Origin of the sequence: Saccharothrix sp. HUAS TT1 (assembly GCF_040744945.1) — a bacterium.
In the GTDB taxonomy this organism is placed as follows: Bacteria; Actinomycetota; Actinomycetes; order Mycobacteriales; family Pseudonocardiaceae; genus Actinosynnema.
In genome coordinates, this window is record NZ_CP160453.1 from 874,038 (window position 1) to 891,592 (window position 17,555).

The 17,555-nt window shown below is 73.6% G+C and carries 16 protein-coding genes; 9 read left to right on the forward strand and 7 right to left on the reverse strand.

The annotated features are described in order from the left end of the window. Positions 1-2,766 (forward strand): FtsK/SpoIIIE domain-containing protein, encoded by a 2,766-nt coding sequence (locus AB0F89_RS04260; protein ID WP_367132735.1) that lies wholly within the window; start codon positions 1-3, stop codon positions 2,764-2,766. Beyond that, positions 2,763-3,182: a hypothetical protein gene (locus tag AB0F89_RS04265; protein ID WP_367132737.1), complete on the forward strand. Its 420-nt coding sequence runs from the start codon at positions 2,763-2,765 to the stop codon at positions 3,180-3,182. Before AB0F89_RS04260 ends, AB0F89_RS04265 begins: the two co-directional genes overlap by 4 nt. Before the next feature lie 360 nt (positions 3,183-3,542). Here the strand turns inward: AB0F89_RS04265 and AB0F89_RS04270 are convergent, their stop codons facing one another. Continuing rightward, on the reverse strand, positions 3,543-3,950 hold the full coding sequence (locus AB0F89_RS04270) for a GNAT family N-acetyltransferase (protein ID WP_367132739.1): 408 nt from the start codon (positions 3,948-3,950) through the stop codon (positions 3,543-3,545). A gap of 35 nt (positions 3,951-3,985) precedes the next feature. On the opposite strand from AB0F89_RS04270, the gene AB0F89_RS04275 reads away from it, so the two are divergent. The 3 genes from AB0F89_RS04275 to erm all read left to right on the forward strand — a co-directional run bounded on the left by AB0F89_RS04275 (position 3,986) and on the right by erm (position 6,713). Beyond that, a complete protein-coding gene (locus AB0F89_RS04275; RefSeq protein ID WP_367132741.1) occupies positions 3,986-4,705 on the forward strand; it encodes a GNAT family N-acetyltransferase in 720 nt (239 codons plus the stop codon). 41 nt (positions 4,706-4,746) lie between these two features. Then, positions 4,747-5,754 carry an NADP-dependent oxidoreductase gene (locus tag AB0F89_RS04280; protein ID WP_367132743.1) on the forward strand — a complete coding sequence of 336 codons (1,008 nt, stop codon included), beginning with the start codon at positions 4,747-4,749 and terminating at the stop codon, positions 5,752-5,754. A 200-nt stretch (positions 5,755-5,954) separates the two neighbouring features. Continuing rightward, on the forward strand, positions 5,955-6,713 hold the full coding sequence (erm, locus tag AB0F89_RS04285; protein WP_367132745.1) for a 23S ribosomal RNA methyltransferase Erm: 759 nt from the start codon (positions 5,955-5,957) through the stop codon (positions 6,711-6,713). 202 nt (positions 6,714-6,915) lie between these two features. Here the strand turns inward: erm and AB0F89_RS04290 are convergent, their stop codons facing one another. Genes AB0F89_RS04290 through AB0F89_RS04300 form a run of 3 tightly spaced genes read right to left on the reverse strand, consistent with a single transcriptional unit; the run spans position 6,916 to position 10,403 of the window. Continuing rightward, entirely contained in the window at positions 6,916-7,548 is a 633-nt protein-coding gene (locus AB0F89_RS04290; protein ID WP_367132747.1) for a hypothetical protein, read from the reverse strand. A 31-nt stretch (positions 7,549-7,579) separates the two neighbouring features. Then, on the reverse strand, positions 7,580-8,776 hold the full coding sequence (locus AB0F89_RS04295) for an amidohydrolase (RefSeq protein ID WP_367132749.1): 1,197 nt from the start codon (positions 8,774-8,776) through the stop codon (positions 7,580-7,582). Next, on the reverse strand, positions 8,766-10,403 hold the full coding sequence (locus AB0F89_RS04300) for an FAD-binding oxidoreductase (RefSeq protein ID WP_367132751.1): 1,638 nt from the start codon (positions 10,401-10,403) through the stop codon (positions 8,766-8,768). The genes AB0F89_RS04295 and AB0F89_RS04300 overlap by 11 nt, the downstream gene beginning before the upstream one ends. Before the next feature lie 16 nt (positions 10,404-10,419). On the opposite strand from AB0F89_RS04300, the gene AB0F89_RS04305 reads away from it, so the two are divergent. Together AB0F89_RS04305 and AB0F89_RS04310 are read left to right on the forward strand one after the other, a co-directional pair. Then, entirely contained in the window at positions 10,420-10,986 is a 567-nt protein-coding gene (locus AB0F89_RS04305) for a TetR/AcrR family transcriptional regulator (protein WP_367132753.1), read from the forward strand. Between the two features lie 104 nt (positions 10,987-11,090). Next, on the forward strand, positions 11,091-12,485 hold the full coding sequence (locus AB0F89_RS04310) for a glycerol-3-phosphate dehydrogenase/oxidase (RefSeq protein WP_367138701.1): 1,395 nt from the start codon (positions 11,091-11,093) through the stop codon (positions 12,483-12,485). Between the two features lie 188 nt (positions 12,486-12,673). Here AB0F89_RS04310 and AB0F89_RS04315 read toward each other — a convergent pair whose 3' ends face one another. From AB0F89_RS04315 to AB0F89_RS04325, 3 genes are read right to left on the reverse strand one after another with little or no spacing between them, the layout of a single operon-like run. Then, complete coding sequence (locus AB0F89_RS04315; RefSeq protein WP_367132755.1) at positions 12,674-14,392, reverse strand: WXG100 family type VII secretion target; 1,719 nt, start codon at positions 14,390-14,392, stop codon at positions 12,674-12,676. Continuing rightward, positions 14,389-14,703 (reverse strand): type VII secretion target, encoded by a 315-nt coding sequence (locus AB0F89_RS04320; RefSeq protein ID WP_367132757.1) that lies wholly within the window; start codon positions 14,701-14,703, stop codon positions 14,389-14,391. The genes AB0F89_RS04315 and AB0F89_RS04320 overlap by 4 nt, the downstream gene beginning before the upstream one ends. An 11-nt stretch (positions 14,704-14,714) precedes the next feature. Next, on the reverse strand, positions 14,715-15,158 hold the full coding sequence (locus AB0F89_RS04325; protein ID WP_367132759.1) for a YbaB/EbfC family nucleoid-associated protein: 444 nt from the start codon (positions 15,156-15,158) through the stop codon (positions 14,715-14,717). 259 nt (positions 15,159-15,417) lie between these two features. On the opposite strand from AB0F89_RS04325, the gene AB0F89_RS04330 reads away from it, so the two are divergent. Next, on the forward strand, positions 15,418-16,329 hold the full coding sequence (locus tag AB0F89_RS04330; protein ID WP_367132761.1) for an ABC transporter ATP-binding protein: 912 nt from the start codon (positions 15,418-15,420) through the stop codon (positions 16,327-16,329). Then, complete coding sequence (locus tag AB0F89_RS04335; protein ID WP_367132763.1) at positions 16,326-17,513, forward strand: ABC transporter permease; 1,188 nt, start codon at positions 16,326-16,328, stop codon at positions 17,511-17,513. Before AB0F89_RS04330 ends, AB0F89_RS04335 begins: the two co-directional genes overlap by 4 nt. Positions 17,514-17,555 lie beyond the last annotated feature (42 nt).

Consider the following 17,555-nt stretch of genomic DNA (forward strand, 5'->3'; position numbering starts at 1 on the left):
GTGAGCAGGCGTGACGAGCGCCGCAGGAGGATCGAGGACTCCTTCGAGGAGTTCCGCACGGCGGTCGCCGCCGCGCTGGGCAACGCCTCGCGCGAGCACCGCCTGCTCGCCGACGAACGCGCCCGCGACATGTTCGAGGTGATGCTGCGCGGCGACGGCGTCGACCGGGCGCTGGCCGACCCGCTGCTGGCGGGCGCGCTGGCCAACCCGCTGTTCGAGCAGCAGGTGGCGCGGGCGCTGATCGACCGGATCGAGGCGTTCCGCGAGTGGTCCGAGCGCGGGCCGGACCAGCTGACCGCGCTGGTCGACACGGCCGCCGCCGGTCCGGCGTCGTGGCCGCACGAGTCGTGGCTGGGCACACCGGGCACGGCCGACGGCGCGGACGGCGCGCCCGAGCTGTGGCGCATCGGCACCGGCGTGGTGCGCGGCGCGCCCGAGCCGCGGCGGTTCCCGGTCGCGGTGCCGCTGCTCGACCACTCGCACCTGCACGTGTCCTCCACCCACGAGAGCCGCGCGACGGCCGAGGCGCTGGTGGAGACGCTGCTGCTGCGGGTGCTGAGCCACTTCCAGCCCGGCCTGGTGCACGTGCACGTGTGGGACGTCGGCCAGCTGACCGGCGCGCTGCCCGGCCTGTACCCGCTGACCAGGGCGGGCCTGCTGACCGTGCACGACCCGGCCCGGCTGCACGAGGTGCTGGACGAGCTGTCCGACCACATCCGCCGGGTGCACACCGGGGTGCTGACCGAGGGCCACCAGTCGGTGCGGGCGGCGGGCGGGCGGCGCACCGAGCCGTGGCGGGTGGCGGTGCTGTTCGGCAACCGGCAGCCGTTGCGCGAGGAGCACCAGCAGCAGTTGCAGCGGGTGGCCCGCAACGGCCTGGCCGCGGGCATCCAGCTGTTCATCGTCGACATCCCGGTCACGGTGAACTCGCCGATCGAGACCGTGACGATCGCCGCCGACCAGTCCGCGACCTGCACGATGACCGGCAAGCACGTGGTCGTCGCGCTGGACCCGCCGCTGCCGCGCGCCGCCGTGCCCCGCGCCTGCGCGGCGATCGCGGACCGGCGGGAGGAGCGCCGCAACCGGCTCAGCACGTTCGCCGACCTGCTGCCGGACGGGCTGTGGCGGGAGTCCTCGGCGGCGGGCGTGGTCGCGCCGGTGGGGTTCCTGGAGGGCGAGCCGGTGCACGTCGCGCTGGGCGACACGTCGCCGCACGCGCTGATCGGCGGTCCCAGCGGCTCGGGCAAGACGAACTTCCTCTACGCCATGCTCGGCAGCCTCGCCGCCCGGTACGCGCCGGACGAGCTGGAGCTGTACCTGCTCGACTTCAAGGAGGGCGTGTCGTTCGCCCAGTTCGCGCCGGGCCGCAAGGACCCGACGTGGCTGCCGCACGCCCGGCTGGTCGGCGTCAACGTCAACACCGACCGCGAGTTCGGCGTGGCGCTGCTGGCGTTCCTGGCCGACGAGATGCGCCGGCGGGCGGACGCGGCCAAGCGGCACGAGGTCACCAAGCTGGAGCAGCTGCGCGAGGAGGACCCGAGGGGCCACTGGCCGCGGATCGTGGCGGTGGTGGACGAGTTCCAGTACCTGTTCGGCGAGCGCGACCAGGTGACCGCGCAGGCGGCCCAGCTGCTGGAGGACGTGGCCAGGCGCGGTCGGTCGCAGGGCATCCACCTGGTGCTGTCCAGCCAGGACGTGTCCGGCATCGAGGGGTTCTGGGGCAAGTCGGCGATCTTCGAGCAGTTCACCGTGAGGATCGCGCTGCCCAAGGCGCGGCGGGTGCTGGCCGAGCTGAACGACGCCGCGGTGGAGCTGCCGCGCTGGCACGCGGTGGTCAACCACGAGTCGGGCGTCCGGCCGGGCAACGAGGTGGCGCGCGTGCCGGACGCCACCGCCAGGGGCACGTTCGACGCGTTGCAGTCCGAGCTGCACCGGTTGCGCCCGACCGACCTGGCCGAACCGATCCTGTTCGACGGCAGCAAGGTGCCCGCGCTGCGGTCGCTGCCGGACTTCCGGGCGCTGCGGCCGGGCGACGGCGGCAGCCCCACGGTGCTGCTCGGCCAGGTGATCGACGTGGCGGGCAGCGCGGCCCGGGTGCGGTTCGCCCGCACGCCGGGGCGCAACATCGCGGTGCTCGGCTCGCTGGCCGACGACGCGGCCGACGTGCTGGGCGGCGCGGCGCTGTCGCTGGCCCGCCAGCACGAGCCGGGCGCCGCCAAGTTCACCCTGGCGTGCCTGGCCGAGGACGCCTGGCCGCACGCGCAGCGGCTGTCCAAGCAGTTGGGCAACGCGGGCCACGCGGTCGAGGTGTTCGGCCTGGAAGGCGTGCAGGACTTCGTCGAGCGGACGGCCGGCGGGATCACCGCGAGCATGACCGGTGAGACGGGCGCACCGCCCGAACCCCACTACGTGGTGGTTTACGCGGTGGACGCGGCGCACACCCTGTTGGAGGCGAAGGACCCGAAGACGCGGGTCTCCGGGCTCGACCACCTGCGCACCGTGCTCAAGCACGGCCCGGAGAACCGCACCCACGTGCTGGGCTGGTGGCGCGGCCCGCAGCGGCTCAAGAGCAGCCTGCCGCCGGGGGTCTACGACGACATCGGCGCTTGGGTGGCCTTCGACATCCAGGGCAAGGAGCTGCTGTCGTTCGGACCGGAACAGGTCATGGCGTGGTCACCGAGGCCGCGGCGGGCGTTGTTCTTCGACCGGTTCGAGCACTCCCGCCCGCAGGTCGTCATCCCGTTCGACACCGGGGAGGAACCATGATCAGCCACGCCTCAGTCGTGCCCGCGCAGCGCAGTGGCGGGGACGGGACAGCGGAGGTCGAGGCGGTCTCGGCGATCGAGCGGTACCGGGAGGTCGTCGCGCTGGCCGGTGAGTCGGTGGAGCGGATGCGCGCCGCCGATCGAGCGGTGGTCGGTCGGCTGCTGGCCAGGTTGGCCGAGTCGCAGGACCGGATGGCCGATGCGATCGACCAGGAGAAGCTGGTCAAGCAGGTCGTCGGGGAGCATTGGGAGGCCGTGGTCCGCCTGCTGTGGGACGAGCGGTGGTTCACCATGAAAACGGTGCCCGCGCCGGACGAGACGGTGCCCCCACGCGACCAGCGCGAGTACAACACCGCACTGGACCTGGCCTACCGGGCGATGGAGGAAGCGCTCCAAAAGCGCAGCCTGTTCCGCTAGCACCGCCAGTCCCCCTAGCGCCGCTAGAATCACTTGCGCCGCTATCTTGAGCAGCACTGACCATGCCATCTGCGCCGCTATCGCCACCCGCGCCGACCGTGCCGCCTGCGCCGCTATTGCCGCCTGCGCCGCCATTGCCGCCTGCACCGCAGCGCTGTCTGCGCCGCTAGCACTGCCCGTACCTCTAGCATCGCTAGCGCAGCCCGCGCCGCCTGCATGACCACGCCACCAGCGCCAACCGCGTCCTACCTGCGCAACCCACCCAGCTAGCGCCGGCCGCCTTGCTAGCGTTGGCCGCTTTGCTAGCGTTGGCCGCTCTTCTAGCGGCGCTAGAATTACTAGCGCAGTGATGCCTGCGGCTCAGAAGCCCCAGGACACGGCCACCGTGTCGAAGTCCAGTTCCGCGTCGACCCGGCGGTAGGTGGCCAGGGCGGCGGCGTTGTCCTTTTCGGTGCCGGTCCACACGCCGGTGCAGCCGCGTTCCCTGGCCAGTTCGATCAGCTGCCGTACAAGAGCGGTCGCGATGCCGCGGCGGCGGTAAGCATCGTCCACACCCAGCTCGTACAGGAACATCTCCACGCCCTTGTCGGGGTGGATGGTCTCGACACCGGACGCGAACCCGGCCGGCTCACCGTCGACGTAGGCGATCAGCAGGTGGTGCCGGTCATCGGCGAGGAACGCGCGGGTGGCGTCCTCGCGCGGCGGGTCGTCGAACAGGTGTCCCGCGGCGACCACCGCGTCCAGCGATGTGATCCGGCGGATGTCCATGCGGGCGAGGGTAGCTCCTGGGTGATGATGCGGTCATGCGCGTTCTGCCGACACCCGCCGACGTCGCCACCGCCGGAGCCGCCGGAGCCGATCCGCTCGCGCGCTGGGCCGCGCAAACGTTGTCACCCGGTCGGGGCGGCGCGGCGTGGGCGCACGGCGACGGGGTGGCCGTGCTGGCGCCGTCGCTGAACCGGTTCGACCGGCTGGTCCTCACCGGACCGGCGGCCGACGTGGCGGTGCTGCTGCGGGCGCACGTCCGGCCCGGCCTGCGCCCCCTGGTGACGACCGCCGTCGCCGACGAGCTGGACTGGCCGCAGCGCGGCACGTTCGGGTGGATGCAGCGCGGCGGGTCGCTCGACGGCGCCACGGGCGCGCGGTGGCTGGGCGAGGACGAGTGGGACGACGTGGAGGCGTTGCTGCGCAAGGCGAACCCGGACTCGTGGACGTGGCCGCGCGAGCCCGGCCCGACGAGGTGGGCGGGCGCGCACGTCGACGGCGCGCTGGTGGCGGTGGGCGCGGACGCGTGGTCCGCGACGGACGTCGGGTTCGTCGGGGGCGTCGCCACCCACCCCGACCACCGCGGCCGGTCGTGGGCCGGGCAGGTCTGCGCGTTCCTGGTGAGCGCGTTGCTGGCCGAGCTCGGCACGTGCGCGTTGATGGTGGACGCGTCGAACGCCCCCGCCATCGCCGTCTACCGGCGGCTCGGCTTCGACTACCGAAGCGTGACGGCACTGCGGGACTCAGCTCACACCTGAACGGCGGAACAGCGGTGCGTGTTCGGCTTGTTGCACGCGGTATGACGCTGCCGAACAACGCGCGCGAGATCCGCCTCGCTTCCCGCCCCGAGGGCTTCCCGACCCCGGACAACTTCGACTTGGTCGAGGCGCCCGTGCCGACCATCGGCGACGGGCAGCTGCTGGTCCGCAACGTCGTGATGAGCGTCGACCCCTACATGCGCGGCCGGATGAACGACGGCAAGTCCTACGTGGAGCCGTTCCAGCTCGGCAAGCCGCTCGACGGCGGCGCGGTCGGCGAGGTCGTGGCGTCGAACGCGCCCGGCTTCGCGGTCGGCGACAAGGTGCTGCACGGCCTGGGCTGGCGCGAGTACAGCGCGGTCAGCGCGAGCGGCGCGACCCTGGTCGACCCCGACGTCGCGCCGCTGGGCGCCTACCTGGGCGTGCTCGGCATGCCCGGCATGACCGCCTACGCCGGGCTGCTGGAGGTCGCCGCCTTCAAGGAGGGCGACGTCGTGTTCGTCTCGGGCGCGGCGGGCGCGGTCGGCCAGGTCGCGGGCCAGGTGGCCAGGTTGCGCGGCGCGAAGCGGGTGATCGGCAGCGCGGGCAGCGACGCGAAGGTGAAGTACCTGCTGGACGAGCTCGGCTTCGACGCGGCGTTCAACTACAAGGACGGCCCGGTCGGCGAACTGCTCGCGCAGGCCGCGCCGGACGGCATCGACGTGTACTTCGACAACGTCGGCGGCGAGCACCTGGAGGCCGCGATCGACTCGTTCACCGCGCACGGCCGCGCCGCGCTGTGCGGAGCGATCTCGAACTACAACACCACGAACCCGACCGGCGTGCGCAACACCGGCCTGGCCATCGGCAAGCGGCTGTCCCTGCGCGGGTTCATCGTGGGTGACCACGGGCACCTGAAGGAGCAGTTCGTGCGCGAGGTCGGCGGCTGGATCGCCGGCGGCGAGCTGCGCTACCACGAGACCGTCACCGAGGGGCTGGACCGCGCGCCGGAGGCGTTCATCGGCATGCTGCGCGGCGAGAACACCGGCAAGGCCCTGGTGACCCTGTAAAAACCGTTGTGGGGCACGGCCGGCGATGCGCTAGCGTCGCCGGCATGTGCGCAGGTGTGTGTGCCGCTCCGGCAGTGACCCGGTTGCGCCGCGTCTAGCGGCGGCGACCTTCGGTTCGAAGCCCCGCCGCTCCAGCGAGTCCTCGCCGGGCGGTCACCCAGTGCTGCCCGGTTCGCCTCACAGCAGCCGCGGAGCCCACAGTGCGCACCCACCACGACGGCCGGCACGAGAACGGCCAGAACTTCCTCGTCGACCAGGGCGTCATCACCGCCGTGGTCGACCTCGTCCGCGTCACCGACGGGCCGGTCCTGGAGATCGGCCCGGGTTCGGGCGCGTTGACCCTGCCCCTCCAGGCCCTCGGCCGACCGCTGACGGCGGTGGAGGTCGACCTCGCCCGGGTGCGCGAGCTGCGCCGCCGGGTGGGGCCGGGCACTTCGGTCGTGCACGCGGACTTCCTGCGCCACCGCCTGCCACGCGCGCCGCACGTGCTGGTGGGCAACCTGCCGTTCCACCTGACCACGGCGCTGCTGCGGCGGGTCGTGCACGCCGACCACTGGACGGACGCGGTGCTGCTGGTCCAGTGGGAGGTCGCCCGCCGCCGCGCGGGTGTCGGCGGCGCGACGATGATGACCGCCCAGTGGTGGCCGTGGTACTCGTTCGCCCTGGTCCGACGGGTGCCGGCGGCGGCGTTCCGGCCGCGGCCCGCGGTGGACGGCGGCCTGATGACGGTCACCCGCCGCCCCGCGCCGCTGGTGGACCACCTCGACCGCCGCCGCTACCAGTCGTTCGTGCACCGCGTGTTCACCGGCCGGGGCCGGGGCGTGCCGGCTATCGTGCGCGCCGCCCACCCGTCAGCGCGGCTCACGGCGTGGCTGCGGCGGCACGGCGTCACCGACCGCACGCTGCCGCGCGACCTCACGGCCGCGCAGTGGGCCGAGCTGTTCGCCCTGTGCGACTAGCGCCGCTCCCACGCGTGCCGGGCGAAGACCTCCGGATCGCGGCGGACGCGACGTCACGCGCCGCGTCGTCGCGGTCCCGATTCCCCTCGACCCGGCACCCGGTGTCCCGATCCCCAACACCTCGGCCCCACGGCGACCCGGCAACCCGCGCCCGAACGTCGTCAACAGCGCGCGTCCGGATCTCCCCGCTCATCAAAGTGGATCAATGAGCACCACCGCCAACCGCGTGCTTGGCGAAGATCCCCCTGATCCGGACCAGCTCAGCCGCCCGCTCGGTGTCGTCGGCGTACCAGCTGTCCACGGCACGCCGCTCGACCACCGACTCGGCGGTGAACTCGTGGCCGAACCGGTAGGGCTCGGTGCAGTAGCCGAAACCGGACTCGGCCACCGCGTCCAACCCCTCCGCCGCCGCGTACGCCAGGAAGCCCTCGGCCTCCTGCCACCGCGTGCCGTCGAACCAGAACACGCCGCCCGCGTAGTGGATCGTCCGCCCGGTCGCGTCGTCCACGAGGTTCAGCGACTCGTAGTTCTCCGGGCGGTCGCGCACCAGCCGCACCAGGTCCTCCGGCACACCGCGGTACAGCGACTCCTGGAGCGCGTAGTCGCCCTCGGCGTACAGGTTCAGGTCCGACTCGTGGTCGAACGTCAGCAGCAGCGCGCGCCCGTCCGGCGTGAAGTACCAGACCGCCGACTGCCCACCGCCGTCGTTCCACGCGAACCGCTCCGCGCCCTCGACCGCCACCGGCGCCACCTCAGTGATCTCGTCGACGATCGCGGCCCGTCTGCGGACCTCGGCGAGCGGTGTCGCCTCCAGCGCGTGCCACATGTCAACCATGGCGGGGAGGTTACCGAGGACCACCGACAATTCAGACGACTTCGCCGTCGGCGGCGACGACCCGGCCCTCGTGCACGACCAGCGTGCGCGGCGCGCGGTCCATCACGGCGGCGGTCACCGTGTCGCCCGGCACGACGACCAGGTCGGCGGGTGCGCTCTCGGTGAGGCCCAGGGCCCGCCCCATGACCGCCGCGCCGCCGCGGGTGGCGATGTCCACGCACATCTCGACCAGGTCGTCGCGCCGGAAACCGTTGCGGTAGGCCAACTGCCAGGCGCGGTCGAGCATGTCGCCGTTGCCGTAGGGCGACCAGTAGTCGCGGATGCCGTCCTGCCCGAGGCCGACCCGCACGCCGGCCCACCGCAGCTCCCGCAGCGGCAGCGGGTCGCGCGCGCCCGGCGCGACCGTGGTCACCGCGACGTCGTGCTCGGCCAGCATTTCGACCAGCTGCCGCCGGCGATCGCCGTCCACGGTGGACAGCGCGAACGCGTGGCTGATCGTCACCTGGCCCCGCATGCCGAGCGCGTTGACCCGCTCGCAGATCAGCTCCACCTGGAACGCGCCCAGCGTGCCCGCGTCGTGCAGGTGCACGTCCACCCCGCGCTGGTGCTTCTCGGCCAGTCCGAACACGACGTCGAGGTGCCGCACCGGGTCCCGGTCGTAGCCCGCCGGGTCGAGCCCGCCGACCAGGTCCGCACCGGCCCGCAGCGCCGCGTCCAGCAGGTCGGCGGTGCCCTTCTCGCGCAGGATGCCGCACTGCGGGAACGCCACCACCTCGACGTGCGCCCGGCCGGCGTGCTCCTCCCGCGCCGCGAGCACGCCCTCCAGCTTGTCCAACCCGGAGTCGACGTCGACCTGGGCGTGGCTGCGCACGTGCGTCGCGCCGGAGGCGATGGTCCGGCCGAGCGTGTGCGCGGCCCGCCACGCCACCGACTCCTCCGCGGAGCGCCAGTTGCGACGGTCGTCGTCGATCAGCTCGGCGAGCCCGGGACCCGCGCTGTGCGGGCGGAACGGCAGGCCGAGCCGGGTGGAGTCGAGGTGCGCGTGCGCGTCGGTGAACGCGGGCAGCAGCACACCTCCCCGGCCGTCGACCACCGGCACCGCGGCCGGCGGGTCGAGGTCCGGGGCGAGCGCCGCGACGCGCCCGCCTTCGCAGAGCACGTCGACCAGGGGTGCGCCGGGGGCGTTCGGCCACGGCCGCACGGATCGGATCAGCAGGTCACCGGTCACCAGGCGACGCTAGCCCCGCCGGGGTGAAGTCGCCAGCGATGAGCTTGCCCGGGTTGAGCACGCCGGTCGGGTCGAGCGCGCGCTTGACCGAGGCCAGCACCTCCAGCCCGAGCCCGCCGACCTCCGCCTCCAGGTACGGCGCGTGGTCCGTGCCGACCGCGTGGTGGTGGCTGATCGTGCCGAGCCCGGCGATGGCCTCGCTGGCGGCGGCCTTGGCCACCTGCCACTGGCCGACCGGGTCGGCCGCGTCCCGGGCGGCCAGGGCGGTGAAGTACAGGGACGCGCCGGTTTCGTAGGCGTGCGAGATGTGGCACATGACCACGCACTCGCCGAGCGCGTCGACCAGCGCCCCGCGCACGGCGGCACGCAGTTCGGACACCTTGGACCAGTGCGTGGCGGTCTCCAACGTCTCCACGCACACGCCGACCTCCATGAGCGCGTCACGCTGGCGCGGACCGTTGAACCGGCCGTGCCGCCACGTCTCGCCGAGCGCCCGGCCCAGGGACACCGCCCGCACGCCGCGCAACGTCTCCGCGCGCCTGCGCCCGACCTCGGCCTTCGACGCGCCGTGCCAGCCCAGGACGAGCAGGCACGGTTCGTGGACGCCGCGCGCCCTCAGGTACGCCTTGAGCGCGTTGATCTTCCAACCACCCGCGAGCGCCAGCGACACCTCGGTCTCGTCCACATCGGACAGTCGGGTGACGTCGGCCAGCGCACGGCGTTGCGCCAGGTCCCGCACCAGGGCCGAGCCGCGCTCCCACCCGTCCACCACGAACCCCTCGTACCGCTCCACCACCGGCCGCGGCCGCACGCGCAGCGTGACCTCCGTGATGACGCCGAACGCGCCCTCGCTGCCGATGACGAGCTGCTTGAGGTCCGGCCCGGCGGCGGACGCGGGCGCGCCGCCCAGCCGCCACTCGCCGACCGGGGTGGCCAGCCGCACGCCTTCGACCAGGTCCTCGAACCGGCCGTAGCCGGAGGACGCCTGACCGGCCGACCTGGTCGCGGCGAACCCGCCGATGGTGGCGCGCTCGTAGGACTGCGGCACGTGACCGGTGGTCAGGCCGTGCGCGGCGAGCAGCCGGTCGGCCTCGGGCGCGGGCAGGCCGGCCTGGAGCACGGCCAGCCGGGACACCGGGTCGACCTCCACCAGCCGGTCCAGCCGGTGCAGGTCCAGCGCGATCACCGCGGCCTTGTCGCCGCGCAGGGCGGTCACGCCGCCGACCACGGACGTGCCGCCGCCGAACGGCACCACGGCCACGTCGTGCTCGACGCACGTCCTCAGCACCTCGACCACCTGCTCCGGTGACGCGGGCAGCACCACCGCGTCCGGCACCGCCGGGTCACCGGCGCCGCGCCGCTTGAGCAGGTCCACGTAGGACAGACCACCGGCGCGGCCGAGGCGCGAGTCCCGGTCGACCCGGACGTGACCGGGTCCGACGACGGCGTCCAGCGCGGTGCGGGCGGCGTCGCTCAACGCCGACCCGGGCACGGCGGGCGCCCGTTCGGGGGTGCGGACCTGGCCCAGGCCGGTTCGCCCGCGCAGCCACTTCAGCGCGTGCGGCGGCAGTTCGCCCGTGGTCGCGGTCCAGGTGCCCCGGAGGGTGTGGTCGATGTGCTCGGTCACCGCTACAGTGTGACACATGACGTCTCAACGTCACAGTGATGACGCGCTCCTCGACGCCGCCCGCGACTGCGTGGTCGAGGTCGGGGTCCGCCGCACCACGCTGACGGACATCGCCAAGCGCGCCGGCGTCAGCCGGATGACCCTCTACCGCCGGTTCCCGGACGTCGGCACGCTGGTCCGCGCCCTGATGACCAGGGAGTTCACCACGCTGCTGCGGCGCATCGAGGTGACCGGCGACAACGCCAGGCAGCGGCTCGTGGCGCAGGCCGTCGCGGGCATCCGGCTGCTGGCCGCCGACCCGCTGATGCGGCGCGTGCTCGACCTGGACGCCGAGCTGATGCTGCCCTACCTCGTGCGGCGGCTGGGCAGCACGCAGCGGCTGGTCGAGGCGTTCCTGCTGGCGCAGGTCGAGGCCGGTCACGCGGACGGCTCGATCCGGGCGGGTTCGGCGGCCGTCCAGGCCCGGCTCGTGCTGCTGACCACGCAGTCGCTGGTGCTCTCGATCCGGCCCGCGACCACCGACCTGGACTTCGAGGACCTGCTGGCCGAGCTGGCCGCCCACCTCGACGCGGCGCTGTCGTGAGCACCCCCGCGAGCACTCCTGCCGGCACTTCGCCGAACACCTGGCCGAACACCTCGCCGAACACCTCGCTGAACGCCGCCCGGCGGCGCGCGGACCTCGACCACCTGGCGTCGTCGTCGGTGGACCTGCTGGTCGTCGGCGGTGGGGTGACCGGCGCGGGTGTCGCCCTGGACGCCGCGTCGCGCGGGCTGTCGGTGTGCCTGCTGGAGGCGCACGACCTGGCGTTCGGCACGTCGCGGTGGTCGAGCAAGCTGGTCCACGGCGGCCTGCGGTACCTGGCGCAGGGCGAGGTCGGGCTGGCGTACGAGAGCGCGGTGGAGCGGGGCGTGCTGATGACCCGCACCGCGCCGCACCTGGTCCGGGCGCTGCCGCAGCTCGTGCCGCTGCACGGCAGGTCGAACGACCCGGTCGTGCTGGCGGGGCTGCGGGCCGGTGACGCGCTGCGCCGGCTGGCCCGCACGCCGTCGCGCGTGCTGCCGGGGCCGCGGCGCGTGTCGGCGGTGGAGGCGCTGGCGCTGGCGCCCGGACTGCGGCGGGCCGACCTGCGCGGCGGGCTGCTGAGCTTCGACGGCCAGCTGGTGGACGACGCCCGGCTGGTGGTGGCGCTGGCCCGGACCGCGGCCGGGTTCGGCGCCCGGATCGTCACCCGGGCCCGGGTGACCTCGCTGACCGGGCGCGGCGCGGACGTGCTGGACGTGCTCACCGGTGCTTCGCTGCACGTGCGGGCGCGGGCCGTGGTGAACGCGGCGGGCGTGTGGGCGGGCGGTCTGGTGGACGACGTCGCGCTGCGACCGTCCCGCGGCTCGCACCTGGTCCTGTCGGCGGCGACCGTCGGCCTGGCCGGGACGGCCCTCACCGTGCCGATCCCCGGTTCCCGCAACCGCTTCGCGCTCGTGCTGCCGCAACGCGACGGCCGGGTGTACGCGGGGCTGACCGACGAGCCGGTGACCGGGCCGATCCCCGACGTGCCGACCGTGCCGCAGTCCGATGTGGACTTCCTGCTGGCCGCCACGTCCTCGGTGCTCGAACGCCGGCTGACCGCCGCCGACGTGCTGGGCAGCTTCGCGGGCCTGCGCCCCCTCCTCGACACCGGTGACGGCCCCAGCGCCGACCTCTCGCGCCGGCACGCCGTGCTGACCCGTGACGGCGTGACCACCGTCGTGGGCGGCAAGCTGACCACGTACCGCCGCATGGCCGCCGACGCCGTCGACGCCACCGGCCTCACCACCACCCGCTCGCGCACCGCCGACCTGCCCCTGGTCGGCGCGGGCCCGGCCGCCGGCCCACCCGAACTGGTCGCCCGCTACGGCTCCGAGGCGGCACGCGTGGCCGAGGTCGGCGAGGTCGCGTGGGCCGTCCGCCACGAGGGCGCCCTGTCCGCCGACGACGTCCTGGACCGCCGCACCCGCACCGGCCTGGTCCCCACCGACCGCGCCGCCGCCGAACCCGCCGTCACCACCGCCGTGGCCGAGGAACTGGCCGCCCTCCCCCACCCCTGAACGTAGAACTCGGGGTACGCGAGTGTTCGACTCTCGCGACCTGAACGTACGACTCGCGCGAGAGTCCTGCGTTCAGCCCGCGCGAGTCGAACGCTCACGTGCCGCGAGTCGAACATTCAGGTACCCCGAGTTCTACGGTCGGGTATGCGGAAGGGGGACCTCCTGGTGGAGGTCCCCCTTCGGTCGGGTCACTCGCCGATGACCGGCTTGGACGCCTTCGGCGGGTCCTCGATCAGGGGCTGGCCCTCGATCCGCACCTTGCGCTGGTGGTCCTTGCCGTCGCCGCCCTGGCCGCCGGCGCCCGCCATCGGCGCGCCCATCATGCCCATGCCGCCGGCCCCGCCGGGACGTCCGCCGGCCGCACCGGCCGCACCGCCGGGCGCACCCGCGGCGCTGGTCGCGCCCGCGCCGCCGAGCACGCCGGACGAGCCACCGGCCTGGAGGGTCGAGCCGCCGGCGCCACCGCCACCGGACCCGCCCGCGAAGCCGCCACCGCCGCCGCCACCGGCGAACCCGCCGCCACCGCCACCGCCGGCGAAGCCACCGCCACCGCCGCCACCGGGCGTGGGGGGCAGGTCGGCCGACACGGGGCGGACCGTGGGCATCGGGGGCACGGACGGCGTGCCGCCCGAACCGCCCGTCGTGTACGTCGTGTCGCGCAACGAGGGCACCTCGGGCACCCGGCCACCGGTCGAGCCGCCGGCCGGCACCCACCGGCCCGGCTCCCAGTGGCCACCGGCGCCGCCGGAGCCCGAACCGCCGGAACCGCCGCCGACCGTCGGCGGACGGCTCACCACCGGCCCACCCGGACCACCGGGGTACGCGCGACCCGGGTCGGTCCCGCCCGAACCACCGGAGCCGCCACCCAGCGTCGGCGGACCGCTGACCACCTGGCCACCCGGCACCGCCGGGTAGTACCGGCTGGGGTCCGTCGCGCCGCCGTCACCGTTCAGCGTCGGCGGCCGGCTCACCACGGGACCACCCGTGCCGCCGCCGCCCGAGCCGGACGGGTTGGTCGACCCGCCGGGGTTGTTGGTGAACCGCTGCCCCGCGTCCCGGGACACGCCGTCCAGCCGGCCCGCGTCGAGCCCGACACCGCCCTGCGTCAACCGGGGCCCGGAGCCACCGCCGCCCGCGCCCTTGTTGGACGACGTCATCGCGGTGATCGCCTGCAGGATCTGCTTGGCGGTCTGAGCGATCTGCGCGACCGACTTGATCAGGTCGATCAGCTTCTTGAGCGAGCCGGCGAGCTTCTGCAGGAAGTCCGCGAGCTTCTTGGCGTAGTTGCACGCCATCTGCACGATGTCCGCGATCGCCGCGCCGATGGCCGCGCCGAACGTCAGGAACGACGCCGCCAGCCACTGGATGATCTTCATGACCATCTCGGACACGGCCTGGCTGATCAGGTCCATGATCGTCTTGCGGACGGTCGCGACCAGCTCGCCCGCGCCCTTGGCCGCGCGGGAGATGCCCTGCGTCGCCTTCGACAGCGTCTCCAACCCGGCGGCGTGCTGCTTGCTCGCCGCGCGGTAGCCGTCGGCCGAACGACCGTGCCAGGTCCGCGTCTCCTCCACCGACGTGCGCCGGTAGTCCGCGACGATGCCCTCGATCTGCTTGGCCGCCGAGCTCCAGCTGTCGGACATCTTCTGGATCGCCTGCGGGTTGCCCAGCAGCGCGTCGAACGGCTCCTTGAGGAAGTCGACGTGCTGCATCGCCCAGCTGAACCCGGCGGACAGGAAGCCCGACAGCGGGTTGGCCGCCAGGCCGACGATGCCCATGGCGGTGTTGGCCATGCCGAGGCCGGCCTGGACCCAGTCGCCCCGCTCGACCGCCGCGACGGTGCCCTGCACGTCGCCGATCAGGTGCGAGGGGTCACGACCCTGGGTGGTGGTGGCTTGCCCGCTCATCCCCGTGCCTTTCCGGTGAAGCCGAACGCGTTGTCGAGGTCGACGTTCTCGTAGAGGTCGGCGACCTCACGCAGGCCCTGGCACATGTCGGCGACCGTCTCGGTGGCCTGGCCGAGGATGTCCTGTGACGACCCGGCCGTCTTGAGCAGGAACTGCGCCAGGAACGAGCCGAACACGCCGAAGGCGTCGGTGGACAGCGACGGGTCGGCGGTCTGCGTGGCCGAGAGCATCCGCTGCGTCAGCTGGTCGACCGTGCCAGCGTGTGCCCGGATCTCCCCCGGGTTCACGTTGAACGACTGGAACATGGTCATCTACCCCCTGCTCAGGCCATGACATCGGGTGGGTTGGTGAAGTAGTCGTCATCGGGCCTGGTGTCTCGACGCTGGATCTCCGGCTCCGGTTCCGCGGCGTCCGTGCCGTCACCCGAATAGCCGTTGGGCATCTTCGCCTTCACGAACTCCAGCGCCGGGCTGTCGCCGACGAACTCGGTCATGATCTCGACGACCCGGCCCGCCGCGGTGCGCTGCGCCTGCGCGACGGCGGTCATGATCGCGCCGGAGATCCGCTCGGGGTCCTCACCGCGCAGTTGCGGGCGCAGGATCAGGTCGGTCAACGCGCCCGAGGCGTTGACGGTGACCGTGATCAGGCCGTCCGGGGACGTGGCGCTGCCGCCGACGCCCCCGAGCTGCGACTCGGCCTGAGCGGCGTTCCGCTTGGCCTGTTCGATCTTCTCTCCGTACTGCGCGAGCCACTGGTCCGGCTCCATGTTCACCCCTCACGGCAACGGGGCTTGCGGCCCTACTGCGCAATTCGACCCGTCGACTCCTCGATTCGGTTCCCGGCGACGTATCGTTTCACCGAATCGTGATTTTCGGGACCACCGCCCGCCGATACCGCCATTCGGCCTATTGTGTGAATTGTTCACCCGGGGCGCACCGGCCGGAACGGGGTATGACGAGAGCGGGACCGGCCGGGGCGGTGCCCGGCCGCACGCCGGGCCGCCGTCGCGACAGGAGGGGAGCAGCGTGGCACAGGGAGTGCTGGAGATCGACCGGGTCTCCAAGCGCTACGGGGAGGTCGTCGCGCTCGACGGGATGACCTTCGACGTGCGCGCGGGCGAGCTGTTCGGCTTCGTCGGCAGCAACGGCGCGGGCAAGACCACCGCGATGCGCATCGTGCTCGGCGTGCTGGCCGCGGACTCGGGCGAGGTGCGCTGGAACGGCGAGCCGATCACCTTCCGGACCCGTCGCCGGATCGGGTACATGCCCGAGGAGCGCGGCCTGTACCCGAAGATGAAGGTGCTCGACCAGCTCGTCTACCTGGCCGAGCTGCACGGCATGTCGACCAACGCGGCGCACCGCTCGGCGGAGGACTGGATCGCCCGGCTCGGCCTGCGCGACCGCCGCGGCGACGAGGTGCAGAAGCTCAGCCTGGGCAACCAGCAGCGGGTGCAGCTGGCGGCGGCGCTGGCGCACGAGCCGGACGTGCTGGTGCTGGACGAGCCGTTCTCCGGCCTGGACCCGGTCGCGGTGGACGTGATGAGCCAGGTGCTGCGCGAGCAGGCCGCGAAGGGCGTGCCGGTGGTGTTCTCCAGCCACCAGCTCGACCTGGTGGAGCGGTTGTGCGACCGGGTCGGCATCGTGCGCAGCGGCACGCTCGTCGCGTGCGGCCCGGTGGACGAGCTGCGCGCCGGCGGCGAGTCGAAGCTGGTGGTGGACGCGCCGGGGGCGCCGGAGGGCTGGGCCGACCACCTGCCGGGCGTGCGGTCGGCGCACACGTCGGCCGGCCGCACGGTGCTGGACGTCGGGCCGGACGTGGACGACCAGGCGGTGCTGCGCGCCGCCCTGGGCACTGGCCCGGTGCACGAGTTCGCCCGGCAGCGGCCGTCGCTGGCCGAGCTGTTCCGCAGCGTGGTGACCGAGGAGAGCGCGGCATGAGCGACCTCACCCCCGGCCGGGCGGTGTTCCTGGTCTCGCGCCGGGAGTTCCTCGGCAAGGTGCGCACCCGGTCGTTCGTGCTCGGGACGCTGGTGATCGTCGCCGTGCTGGCGGGCTACCTGGTGCTGCAGGGCCTGCTGTTCGACGACTCGAACCGCGACCGGGTCGCGCTGAGCGGGCAGGCCACGGCGCTCGCCGAGCCGTTGAAGGAGACCGCCCGGTCGTTCGGCCGCGAGGTGGAGACGGTCGACGTCACCGACCCGGCGGCGGCCGAGGAGCAGGTGCGCTCGGGCGAGGTGGACGCCCTGGTCACCGGCGCGTCGGACGACCTGCGCGTGGTGGTGGAGGAGTCGCTGGCCGAGGGGCTGCGCAACTCGATCGACCTGCTGGTCCGGCAGCAGGTGCTGGACGCGGAGTTCGCGCGGGCCGGCCTGGACCCGGCGGCGGTGGCGCAGGACGTCGAACGCGCGGGCGTGGACGTGGTGGCGCTGGAGCCGAGCGATCCGCTGGAGGGCCAGCGGCTGGCGATCGGCCTGGTCGTCGCGGCGCTGCTGTACTACTCGCTGCTGGTCTACGGGACGATGGTGGCGCAGGGCGTGGTGGAGGAGAAGTCCAGCCGGGTGGTGGAGATCCTGCTGGCCACGCTGCGGCCGTGGCAGCTGCTGCTCGGCAAGGTCGCCGGGCTGGGCGCGGTGGGGCTGCTGCAGCTGGTGCTGATCGGCGGCATCGGGTTGGTGCTGGCGTCGGTGTCCGGGGTGATCGACGTGACGGGCGTGGCCGGCGGCGCGCTGGCGACCGGCGTGCTGTGGTACCTGCTCGGGTTCTTCCTGTACGCCACGGTGTTCGCGGCGGCGGCGTCGCTGGTGTCGCGGCAGGAGGAGCTGCAGTCGGTGCTGACGCCGATCAGCGCGTCGGTCGCGCTGGCGTTCGTGGTCGGCTTCAACCTGATGATCAACGACCCGACCGGCCCGGTGGTGACCGCGCTGTCGCTGCTGCCGCCGTTCGCGCCGATCCTGATGCCCGGCCGGATGGCGATGGGCGTCGCGCCGACGTGGCAGGTGCTGCTGGCGGTCGTGCTCGCCATCGCGGCGGCGGCGGCGATCAACTGGCTGGGCGGCAAGGTGTACGCGAACGCCGTGCTGCGCACGGGCGCCCGGGTGCGCCTGCGGGACGTGCTGCGCTAGTTCGCCGGTCCACAGCGGACGGTCCGCCCGGTCGCGCCCGGG